This window comes from Spirosoma harenae, from assembly GCF_054776975.1.
The window spans coordinates 1-665 of sequence record NZ_BAAHBD010000045.1 but is presented as its reverse complement, the minus strand read 5'-3'; the positions used below and the strand labels follow the sequence as shown (position 1 = coordinate 665).

The 665-nt window shown below is 58.0% G+C and carries 1 pseudogene; it reads left to right on the top strand.

Annotated elements, in window-relative coordinates:
* Window positions 1–665, top strand: a pseudogene (locus ACYVE4_RS31030) (gliding motility-associated C-terminal domain-containing protein); the annotation flags it as partial.

The following is a 665-nucleotide window of genomic DNA, read 5'->3' as shown; positions in this document are numbered from 1 at the left end:
GTCGATTCGCCCAACAAGCGGCCCATCATTCAGCCCATTCCTGATTTATGTGTGGAAGCGGGTACGCTGATCAACCAGCCCATCACGGCCACTGATCCTGATGGTCAGCGGGTATTTATCTCCGGCTTTGGGGGGGTATTTAATATCGGTGCCGACCGTCAGCCCTTGCCTGCAGCCGAACTGATTCAGCCTGCTTACGCGACATTGGTTAATGGCGATGTGATTCAGGCGCAACCGGCCACGGTGACCTTCCGCTGGCAGACGAACTGCAACCAGCTTCGGGATCAACCCTACGATGTGACCTTTAAGGTGACCGATGTGCCCACCAGGCCGACTCCGGCGCTGACCTCGTTTCAGACGTTTCGGATTCAGTTGGTAGGCCCAGCGGTGAAAAACCTCAAAGCCACCGCCACTTCAGGCCCCAACGGGCGAGCCGTCCAGCTCACCTGGGATGCCTACACCTGCGGACCTACCTTCAATGGCAATCCCACTAAACTCGCTATCTATCGGAAAACTGGCTGTGAGCCAGTGGTATCGGGTTCCTGCGTAACGGGCGTACCAGCAGGCTATGTCAAGATTGCTGAGCTGCCCCTCAACGCCACTACCTACACCGACACCTCCACCCTCCAGCGAGGGGTCTCCTACGGCTACCTCACCCTGGCCCT